Here is a 9,847-nt window from a genome sequence, read left to right on the forward strand (position 1 = left end):
GGAAAAAGTATCCGCCGCTCCCGAAACCCTGCAAGAAGACGTGGTCAGTCTCTGGGGGCTGATCAGCCAGAGTATTTCCGGTATGGCACCCACCTGTGATGTGGTGGCCTTCATGACGGCGGGTGCGGCCTTTGCACTGGTGGCTCTACCCCTGTCTTATCTTTGGGCTTTTGCGCTCATGTTCATCGAAATGAACACTATTTATCACCTCAGTAAGCATCGTGCTTCAGCAGGCGGATACTACGCCTATGTGGCGGCGGGTCTGGGGGCCAGACCTGCCTTGCTGACCGGTTTCATGGTGGTGTTCTACCAGTTGCTTAGTGTTGCTGCTATTCCGGTTTATGTGGGTGGGGTGTTTCTGCCGGGGCTGGCAAAAAGTCTGGATTATCCCTTACCTGCCTGGTTCTGGTTGGTATCTATTGTATTTTTCATTGGTATTCCGTGGTTACTCAGTATTTCCGGGATTCGCCCCAGTATTCGCGTGGTGGCTATTACCAGTTTTGTGGAAGTGGCGTTTCTGGTAGTGGCGTCCATGATTATTATTGTCAAAGCGGCACCCGTGCATCCTCTGGCCCCGTTTAGTATTCCGACCGATGGTTTCAAGGGCGTAGCCATGGGTATGATTTTCGCCATCACCAGTTTTATCGGGATAGGCAGCCACACGCCCCTCGGCGAAGAAGTGCGCGGACCCCGAACCCAGCGTGGCAGGCTCATCGGTAAGGCGGCATTACTGTCTTTGACCCTGGTGGGCGCAGCGCTGGTGCTTTCTGCCTACGCCTTGACCGTTGGCTGGGGTCCCGCCGATATGGCGAGTTTTGCCAATGCCGACGCGCCTGGTGTGACCGTATTTTTGCGTTATCTTGGCCCGGTGGGTGGCATCGCGCTGGTCATTCTCGCCATTAATAGTGCCATGGCCGATAGTCTTGCCTTGCTGAACAGCTCTTCCCGGGTACTATTTGCCATTGGTCGCGATGCGCTGATTTCCGAACGCTTTGCCCAGGTCAGCAGTACCCAGGCTCCGCAACGCAGCATTTCGGTCATTACGGGGCTGACCATTGTTGTTGCGGTGCTGGCCGTCGCCGTATTTGGGGCCAGTAATGGCTTTAATGTTCTGACCACGGCAGTCCTGTTTGGTCTGGTCACCGCCCATACCTTCATGAATGTGTCCTTGATGCGTCTGGCCCATGCGGATCACGAAGGAACCAGCACGCGTCTGTTCTATCATTTTCTCCTGCCAGTCGTGGCCACCGGTCTGTTCTGGTGGGTGTTATATGAATCCATTGTCCCGCTGGCCTATCCACTGGACTGGTCGTTGGCCGCCTGGCTGGGTTTTACACTTTTGGTTCTGGCCTATGTGTTCCGGATTCATGGCCGCATTCATCCCGATCATCGGCACTATCTGGGTACTATTCGTGACCCGCAATGAGTTCTCCGAATGCTTTATTATGAGACGCTAACAGCGCCATTTGTAAGTGTTTCTTCTGTTACCGAAGCTTGACACTGGCGTATGCCTCGTTTAGCTTGCGAGCATGAGTTCTGCTGCCCGTAATCCCTCCCGAACCACCCGACCGACCCCGGCCGGGCCATCCAAAGCCATGCCCAAAAAACCTTGGCGCCGTGAAGCCCTGTTACTGGTCATGCTGGCCATCGCCCTATTCATGGCCATGTCCCTGCTGAGTTTTTCTCCCGCAGATCCCAGCTGGTTCAACAGTGGTAAAGGCGAGACTGTACAAAATTGGGGAGGAGAAGCTGGATCTTATCTGGCAGAGTTTCTGGTGCAGTTTTTGGGGATGTCGGCCTGGTTGCTCCCTCTGGCGTTACTCGGGTGGGTCGCGCAACTCTGGAATCACTGGTTTCGCCAAAGGCCCGGCCGTCGCCTTGCCCCGGTGGGAGGGCTGGCCATTTTCCTGGGCTTGATGACATTTTTGGCGATAGTTTGGCCATCTGCCTGGTGGTCGGTCACCGGAACCCTTGTCGGTGGTATTGTGGGCCAGGAAATTGCTCAGTTGTTTCAGCCCCTCATCGGTTCCGGTGGAAGTGCATTGCTGTTTTTTGCGATACTTGTTTTCGGCCTGTTTTTGCTGACGGGCCTTGGACCACGGGAAATGCTGGCGAAATCCCAGCAGGAATTGAACCGGCTGAGTGGCCTGAACGTGTTCGCGCGTGTGCATTTGCCCCGCTTCTCGCGGCGGCAGCCAGAACCGTCGCAAACCAGGGTTGCAGCGCCGATTCCGGCAGCGATTCCGGAAAAAGCAAAACCGGCTGTTGAGAAAACCCCTGGTTTTTTTGCGGCAAAAAAATCGCGTCCAATGACTGCTTCATCAGCACCTAAAAATATCCGGCAGATGCCGCTACCAGCACCAGTTGGTCCGCCTCGGGCTGATGGTCTTCCCGACTTGGCACTGTTGGACCCGGCAGATCCTATGGATCCCACGGGACAACTGGATCCAGAAACACTCGCCCAGCAGTCGCGCATGCTGGAAGAGAAAATGGCGGATTTTGGCGTCCAGGCCTCGGTAGTCGCTGCCAATCCTGGTCCCGTAATTACCCGCTTTGAAATTGAGCCCGCTCCCGGCGTCAAGGTGAGCCAGGTGGCCGGGCTCAGCAAGGATCTCTCGCGGGTGTTGGCAGCCCGGGTACGCGTAGTAGAAGCGATTCCGGGTAAGGCGACCATGGGCATTGAGGTGCCCAACCCTAAGCGACGCACCGTAAGACTTTCTGAAATTCTCTCCAGCTCCGGTTTTAGCCACAGTAAAAGTTTCCTGACTTTGGCTTTGGGCCAGGATATTGGTGGTCAGCCTGTTTCGGCTGACCTCGCCAAAATGCCGCATCTTTTGGTAGCAGGTACCACCGGTGCGGGTAAATCGGTAGGTGTCAACGCCATGATTCTCAGCATTCTCTTCAAAGCGACTGCTGAAGAGGTGCGCCTTATCATGGTTGATCCCAAAATGCTGGAGTTGTCCATTTATGAGGGCATTCCCCATCTGTTGGCGCCGGTGGTCACCGATATGAAAGAGGCGGCCAATGCGCTGCGCTGGTGTGTGGCCGAAATGGAAAGACGTTACAAGCTGATGGCTTTTGTCGGGGTGCGTAATCTTGCCGGATATAATCAAAAAGTTCAGGAAGCCCTGAGTGCAGGACAGCCTCTGCCGGGTCCCGACAAGGATCTGGATGGCGAACCAATCAGCTTGAGCAAGCTGCCAGCTATTGTAGTGATTATTGATGAATTTGCAGATTTGATGATGGTGGTCGGCAAGCAGGTGGAAACCCTGATTACCCGGCTCGCCCAAAAAGCCAGAGCGGCAGGATTGCATCTGATTATGGCTACCCAGCGTCCTTCTGTAGATGTAATCACCGGCCTGATCAAGGCCAATGTCCCAACCCGTATTGCCTTTCAGGTTTCTTCCCGCATTGACTCACGCACCATTCTTGATCAGATGGGTGCAGAAACCCTGCTGGGTCAGGGGGATATGCTGTATCTGCCGCCAGGTTCCGGTTATCCCCAGCGCGTGCATGGCGCTTTTGTGAGTGATGATGAAGTCCATCGCGTAGTGGAATCCTTACGCCAGTTGGGTGCACCCCAATATGATGAGCGCATTTTACAGGGTGGTGAAAGTATAGATGGTGAGGATATCGATGGTGGCGGAGGTGAAGATGCTGATCCCCTTTACGATCAGGCGGTGGCTATTGTCACCACCAGTCGCAAGGCCAGCATTTCTTACGTGCAGCGCCAACTGAAGGTAGGCTATAATCGCGCCGCACGCATGATCGAAGAAATGGAAAGAGTGGGTGTTGTTGGCCCTTTGCAAAGTAACGGGAGCAGAGAAATTTATGCAGCAGCACCACCCAGTCGTGATTGAATTAAAGCGGCGTAGTTTTTCACGCTATATGCAAACACTGGGCGCGGCCTGCTTGCTGGGCTGGAGTGCCTGGGCGAATGCCGCCTCCGGTCTGGATATGTTGCATCATTTTTTTCAGAGTACGCACACCATTACCGCGCAATTCAGCCAGGAAGTGGCCAACCATAATGGTCAGATTGTCAAAAAAGCCGGCGGTACCTTGTGGATTTCCCGGCCCGGTAAATTTCGCTGGGATTATAGTGGCGCCAATGGACAGACCATCGTTTCCAACGGGCTGAAGGTCTGGTTGTATGAGCCCGCCCTGCAACAGGTAACCGTTCAACCGTTGGGCAAGGCGCTGGGATCCACCCCCGCTGCCTTGATTGCCGGAAATGATGACTTGAGTCAGCGTTTCAACATCAGTGATCTGGGTGTCAAAAATCAGCTTCACTGGTTGTTGCTGCGTCCTAAAAACGGTCAGGACCAGGGTTTTACTGCGTTGCGCCTGGGTTTTGATGCGGCAGGAATCCTCAAGGAAATGCGTATGGAAGACGCCTTCCAGCAGGAGACTGTCCTGCATTTCACGCATGTAGAAATTAATCATACCATTCCGGGTCAGGAGTTCCAGTTTACGACTCCGGCCGGAGTAGATGTTCTTTCGCAATAAATTTTTCTGGAGTCGTTCATGCGTAATACCAAAATTGCTTTGACCCTGCTTGCCTTGGGAGTTTTCGTCAGTGTGCAGGCCCAGGCATCGGGATTTGCGGTGCCCACATCGGTGGTGGGACTTTCCGAAGCGGGGGCCACGGTAGCCGATGCCGGCCCCGTCAGCAGTTTTGCGGTTAATCCAGCAGATATGGTGTTTTTCCCGGGGACTCGCGCCAGTCTGGACGTGGTAGCATCAGAGCCCAGCTATAAAAGAAATGGTGAGGGCGCCAGTAATAATCTCCTGATTATGCCCAACTTGTTTGTAACCCACCGTTTCAACGACCTGCCTTTGGCGCTTGGCTTGGGCATTACATCTCCTTACGGCATTAATTCAACCTGGCCTGCAGGGACTTTTGGAACGTCACAGACCACCCCCGATAAAAATGATCTGCGCATCATCGACATCAATCCCGGAGTGGCCTATATGATCCTGCCCAATTTAAGCATTGGTGCGGGTGTGGATTATTATCAAAGTCTGAGCGCCAATTTCCCTAAAAAATCAGGTAATGGTGGCGGTGTGGGTGGTAATGTTGGCTTGTTTTACACCACCGAAACTTTTAATGCCGGTTTGAGTTATCGCTCAACTGCCAATTTGGGAGGAGACATCAGTCTGCCCAGCCGTCTTCAGGCTGGCGTGCGGTACCGTTTTACGCCAGCTTTTGCTACGGAACTGGATGTAGACTGGAATGACTGGAGTAATACCCGCTTGCCGGGATATGGTAATCTGGGCTGGAAATCGGCGCTCGCCTATCGTTTGGGTTTGAGCTACCACTTCAGTCAGTATCTGGCCCTGCGTGGTGGTCTCGCCCATGAAGACAGCCCCACGGGTGGCAGCAGTATTCAGGCCGCCGCACCAGCACCCAGCAGTAATTTGCTGTCCTTCGGATTGGGTATTGGACTGGGACATTGGCAGTACGATCTCGGCGCTTCCTATGCGCTTTCCGGTAATACGACTTCCTATGCCGATTCCTATGCGGGCACATATAAAGCCAGTACCTTTAATTTTGGTGCAGCTATTTCCCGGAATTTTTGAGTCAGGGCAGCAACGGAGCTTCCTGCTTGAGTACCACGCATGATCTCCGGCCTCTGGCGGCGCGACTGCGACCCCAGAGCCTGGAAGATTATGTCGGTCAAAAGCATCTTTTAGGCGATAACGGACCACTGAGTGCCATGTTGCGCTCCCGGCATCTCCATTCCATGATTTTATGGGGCCCAACGGGCATTGGTAAAACCACCCTTGCTCAGTTGTTGGCGCGCTCAGCAGGGTGTCAGTTTCAAATTCTTTCGGCGGTTAACACTGGTGTCAAGGAAATCCGCGCCGCCATCAGCAGCGCCGAGCAGACCCGGGCTCAAGGGCAAGAAACTGTTCTTTTTATTGACGAAATCCATCGTTTCAACAAAACCCAGCAAGATGCTCTGCTTCCTTACGTGGAAGAGGGCGTTATCATCCTGATTGGGGCCACGACTGAAAATCCCAGTTTCGCTCTCGTCAACGCGCTGCTTTCCAGAGCACGGGTTTATGTGCTCAAGGTTCTGGAAGACGCCGATCTGGCGCATATTCTGGAGCGGGCGCTGAGTGATAAAACCCAGGGCCTGGGCGGAAGCGCCATTGATTTTCCGCCGGAGTTGCGACAGGGCTTGCTGCAGGCTGCAGATGGGGATGCCCGCCGGCTTCTCAATTTGCTGGATCTGGCCGTGCAACTTGCCGAGCGGCATGAGGATACGGTCAAAATCACGGCCCAGGTGCTGATTGCCGCAACCGGGCAAAGCTGGCGCCGTTTTGACAAGGGTGGCGAAGCCTTTTACGACGAAATCTCTGCTTTTCATAAATCCCTGCGAGGCTCTGATCCCGACGCTGCCCTGTACTGGCTGGCAAGAATGCTGGATGGTGGGGCCGATCCCCTCTATCTGGCCCGGCGCTTGGTCAGAATGGCTTCAGAAGATGTTGGTCTCGCCGATCCTCGGGCGCTGGAAATGGCTTTGGCAGCCAGGGACGCCTATCAGTTTCTGGGTAGTCCCGAGGGTGAACTGGCCCTGGCCCAGGTGACGGTTTACCTGGCCAGCAGTCCCAAAAGTAATCGGGTTTATATGGCATGGAACAAGGCCCAGGCCCTGGTGAAAGCGGGCCGCAGTCAGGAGGTCCCCCTGCATTTGCGCAATGCCCCGACCAAATTACTCAAAACACTGGATTACGGCAAAGAATATCAATACGATCACGATTATCCGGATGCTATTGCATCCAATCAGGAATATTTTCCGGCGGGGCTAATTGGAACCCGTTTTTATGATCCCAGCGAACGTGGCCTGGAAACGCGTATTCAGGAGCGTCTGCGCTGGATTCGCGCCCATCGTTCAACTACCCAAGAGAAAACTCCGCATGCTTGACCCTAATTTGCTGCGCAATGAACCGGAAGCTGTTGCTACTGGACTGGCCCGTCGTCATTTCAAGCTCGATGTGTCTGCCTTGACTACCCTGGATCAACAGCGAAAATCGTTGCAAATTCAGATGGAAGAACAGCGCAACGCCCGTAATGAGGCCTCTCGTGAAATTGCGCAGGCGCGCCGGCAGGGGTTGGATACCACGGAAATGCAAAATGCGGCGGGGCAGTATGGAGAAACCATCAAGGCCCTGGAGCAGTCTCTGGAAGTCGTGCTGCAGCAATGGGAGGCGCTGGTCAGCAGCCTGCCCAATATTCCCCAGGCTTCCGTCCCTGATGGACGTGATGAAGCCGATAACGTACCGGTAAGACATTGGGGAACGCCTCGTGAATTTTCATTTACACCCAAAGATCATGTGGACCTGGGTGAGGCATTGGGGATTCTCGATTTTGCAGCAGGGGTGCGCCTGGCCGGAGCCCGTTTTGTCGTGTTACGGGGTCTGGGTGCCCGACTGGAAAGGGCTTTGACCCAATTTATGCTGGACCTGCACGTCACTGCCCATGACTACACAGAAATCGCCCCGCCTTTTTTGGCGAATGCCGAATCCTTGTTCGGCACCGGTCAATTACCCAAGTTTGAAGAAGATCTTTTTGCGCTGCGCGATGATCCCTATTACCTCATACCAACTGCCGAAGTGCCCCTGACCAACTTGTTGCGCGGTGAAATCGTTAGCACGCTTCCTCAGCGGTTTTGTGCCTATACGCCCTGTTTCCGGCGTGAAGCGGGGGCTTATGGTCGCGATACCCGGGGCATGATTCGCCAGCATCAATTTGACAAGGTAGAACTGGTGCAGGTTGTCCGCCCCCAAGATTCGGCCACCGCTCTGGAAGAACTCACCGGGCATGCCGAAAAAATATTGCAGTTACTGGAGCTGCCTTATCGGGTAATGGCATTGTGTGCGGGGGATATGGGTTTTAGTGCTGCCCGGACTTATGACCTCGAAGTGTGGTTGCCGGGGCAAAGTCAATATCGGGAAATCAGCTCCTGTAGTAATTTTGAAAGCTTTCAGGCCCGTCGTCTGCAGCTTCGGTATCGTGGCGAGGATGGTAAGCCGCAGTTGGCGCATACTCTCAATGGTTCTGCTCTCGCCATTGGCCGGACCCTGGTGGCCTTGCTTGAAAATCATCAACAGGCCGATGGGAGCGTACACATTCCCGAAGTCTTGCGCCCTTATCTGGGCGGCATGGAAATACTCAGAGCATAAAAACCGATGTGTGACCCCTATGTGCCCGTTAGCTGCGCCTTGCACAGCGCTCTGGAGCTGGCAGCCTTGCAACATAAAACTGTCGTTATGCAAATGCGCGATGGCAGCCAGTTGACGGGACAAATTCTGGATGTCTGGACGGCTGATGGGCGCGAGTGGCTCAAACTACGGCGTACGCATCAAGAACGAGTTATTGATCTCACCCTCATCGATCATCTTCAGGAATCCTCTCTTCATGAACATTAAGCTCATTCGTTTTATTCTGTGTGGCGGCTTGCTGCTGGATGCAACTTGCGCCTTTGCAGCCGAATTTCCTCTCCCTCCAGCCGGGAGCAATATGGTCGGTCAGCTGCAGGTAGTGCTGGCACGTCATCAGGATACCCTGCTCGACATCGCCCGCCACTACGACGTGGGATATAACGAAATCAGGGCGGCCAATCCGGGTGTAGATCCCTGGTTGCCCGGTGCGGGCACCCGGGTGCTGGTGCCGACCGAATATGTTCTGCCGCCCAAGCCCTGGCAAGGCATTATTATCAATATACCGGCTCGCCGCCTGTTTTATTTCCCCGCAGATCAGAAAGTCGTGTACACCTTTCCGGTAGGTATATTCCGTCCCAAATGGCCAGACCCCGTGGGGAGCACAAAAATCATCGCCAAGGTGAAAAACCCGACCTGGACAGTTCCGAAAAATATCCAGGAAGAACATGCCAAAGCGGGAGAACCCATCCCGGCGTTTTTCCCGGCAGGTCCCGACAACCCAATGGGCGAGCTGGCCCTAGAAACCGGCTGGTCGCAAATATTCATCCACGGAACCAACAAGCCTTGGGGTGTAGGGATGCGGGTCAGTCATGGTTGTTTTCATGTGTATCCTGAAAACGAAGTGCAGTTATTCAAGATGGTCAAGGTCGGCACCCCGGTCAGAACCATCGACCAGCCCTACGTTGTGGGTAGCAATGGTAACGGAAACTTGTACTTGCAAAGCTTTGAACCGGTTGAGGCCTACCATAAGGGCGGAAATAACCAGCAACGTGCCGTGGATGCCATTACCGCATTCAGTAGCAGTCAGCATCAGGGCTGGACCATCAACTGGCAGCGTGTCATCAATCTGGTGCAGAAACCGAATACCGTACCCGTAGCCATCAATATCCATACGCCTGACCTGCAGGCGGTGGCAGACCAGTTAAGCGCGCAACCCTATGATTTTGCCCCCTATGGCGACAATGCAAATACTGCTACGCCGCCACCAGCACCAGTAAGCATTGGAAATACGCCGAAATAATGAAGGACAAAACATTCAAAAAAAAGTGCTTGCACACCCCCAGACCCGCATGTATAGTGCGCTCTCTCGACGGGGCAACGGTCCTGAAAGAGAGCGACAAAGCAGCTAGGTATTGACAGTAAAATAACTTACCTAGTATGATAGTCGACCCTGTTGCGGGGTGGAGCAGCTTGGCAGCTCGTCGGGCTCATAACCCGAAGGTCGTAGGTTCAAATCCTACCCCCGCTACCAAGATTCGCAGTATGCAGTTTCGTTCTTTAAAAGCCGAGTGGAGATGTGTGGGGTTTAGGCCCAAGCTGTATTGAGTATGATTTATCGTACTGAATATGGCGGAAGTTGAACAAATTGTATGGATTGAACTTAAGAGTTTGATCCTGG

At 54.0% G+C, this 9,847-nt stretch carries 8 protein-coding genes and 1 tRNA gene; all 9 read left to right on the forward strand.

The genetic code is table 11. From position 1 onward, the window contains the following. Window positions 1–1,426 (forward strand): APC family permease (locus HJG40_RS11780; RefSeq protein ID WP_215864371.1); only part of this gene is annotated, 1,426 nt, incomplete at its 5' end. A 103-nt stretch (window positions 1,427–1,529) separates the two neighbouring features. After that, complete coding sequence (locus HJG40_RS11785; protein WP_226857420.1) at window positions 1,530–3,860, forward strand: DNA translocase FtsK; 2,331 nt, start codon at window positions 1,530–1,532, stop codon at window positions 3,858–3,860. Further along, window positions 3,832–4,506, forward strand: a complete 675-nt coding sequence (gene lolA / locus HJG40_RS11790; protein WP_215864372.1) for an outer membrane lipoprotein periplasmic chaperone LolA — start codon at window positions 3,832–3,834, stop codon at window positions 4,504–4,506. Before HJG40_RS11785 ends, lolA begins: the two co-directional genes overlap by 29 nt. Window positions 4,507–4,524: 18 nt before the next feature. After that, a complete protein-coding gene (locus HJG40_RS11795) occupies window positions 4,525–5,580 on the forward strand; it encodes an OmpP1/FadL family transporter (RefSeq protein ID WP_215864373.1) in 1,056 nt (351 codons plus the stop codon). A 26-nt stretch (window positions 5,581–5,606) separates the two neighbouring features. Continuing rightward, a complete protein-coding gene (locus tag HJG40_RS11800) occupies window positions 5,607–6,932 on the forward strand; it encodes a replication-associated recombination protein A (protein ID WP_215864374.1) in 1,326 nt (441 codons plus the stop codon). After that, window positions 6,925–8,190, forward strand: a complete 1,266-nt coding sequence (serS, locus tag HJG40_RS11805) for a serine--tRNA ligase (protein WP_215864375.1) — start codon at window positions 6,925–6,927, stop codon at window positions 8,188–8,190. Before HJG40_RS11800 ends, serS begins: the two co-directional genes overlap by 8 nt. Before the next feature lie 6 nt (window positions 8,191–8,196). Next, on the forward strand, window positions 8,197–8,436 hold the full coding sequence (locus HJG40_RS11810; protein ID WP_215864376.1) for a Rho-binding antiterminator: 240 nt from the start codon (window positions 8,197–8,199) through the stop codon (window positions 8,434–8,436). Next, complete coding sequence (locus HJG40_RS11815; RefSeq protein ID WP_215864377.1) at window positions 8,426–9,469, forward strand: L,D-transpeptidase family protein; 1,044 nt, start codon at window positions 8,426–8,428, stop codon at window positions 9,467–9,469. Before HJG40_RS11810 ends, HJG40_RS11815 begins: the two co-directional genes overlap by 11 nt. A 154-nt stretch (window positions 9,470–9,623) precedes the next feature. After that, window positions 9,624–9,700 (forward strand) — tRNA-Met (locus HJG40_RS11820). Window positions 9,701–9,847: the final 147 nt, after the last annotated feature.

The organism is Acidithiobacillus concretivorus (genome assembly GCF_018853445.1).
Taxonomy (GTDB): domain Bacteria; phylum Pseudomonadota; class Gammaproteobacteria; order Acidithiobacillales; family Acidithiobacillaceae; genus Acidithiobacillus; species Acidithiobacillus concretivorus.